Origin of the sequence: Leucobacter soli, assembly GCF_042659205.1 — a bacterium.
In the GTDB taxonomy this organism is placed as follows: Bacteria; Actinomycetota; Actinomycetes; order Actinomycetales; family Microbacteriaceae; genus Leucobacter; species Leucobacter soli.
Window position 1 is genome coordinate 1 of record NZ_JBHSRW010000472.1, and the last position, 676, is coordinate 676.

Annotated in this window: 1 protein-coding gene; it reads left to right on the forward strand. The window is 72.5% G+C overall.

Features of this window, described 5'->3' with window-relative positions:
* The coding region (locus tag ACFPZL_RS14020) for a DEAD/DEAH box helicase (protein ID WP_382336021.1) at nucleotides 1–676 on the forward strand (676 nt) is incomplete at both ends.

Sequence of the window (676 nt, forward strand, 5' to 3'; positions counted from 1 at the left end):
GCCAGAGCGCGCTGCTCGCCCCGACGGAGGTGCTCGCGGCGCAGCACTTCCGCAGTATCACCGAGGCGCTCCGCGCCGAGTCGGCAAGCACCGAGGCGCTCCGCGCCGAGTCGGCAAGCACCGAGGCGCTCCGCGCCGAGCCGGCAAGCACCGAGCATTCGGCTGATGACGCGCCGGGGCACGACCTCCTGGACCGGGTGCGGCCGGTGCTGCTGACGAGCAAGATGCCGGTGGCGGAGCGGCGCCGGGCGCTGCTCGAGATCGCGAGCGGAAGTGCGCGGATCGTGGTGGGCACGCATGCGCTACTGAGCGAGGGGGTGAGCTTCTACGATCTCGGACTGATCGTGGTGGACGAGCAGCACCGCTTCGGGGTGGAGCAGCGCGAGGCGCTGCGGCTCAAAGGTGCCGAGCCGCATGTGCTCGCGATGACGGCTACGCCGATTCCACGGACTGTGGCGCTCACGGCCTTCGGGGATCTCGAGACGAGCGTGATCCGCGAGCTGCCGGCCGGGCGCCGGGGCATCGAGACGTTCGCGGTGCCGGTGCTCGAGAAACCGGCCTGGGCGGAGCGCGCCTGGCGCCGTGCGACGGAGGAGGTCGCCGCGGGCCGGCAGGTGTACGTCGTCTGCCCGGCGATCGCGGACAACACGCGCGAGGAGGGCGACGAGGATCCCGC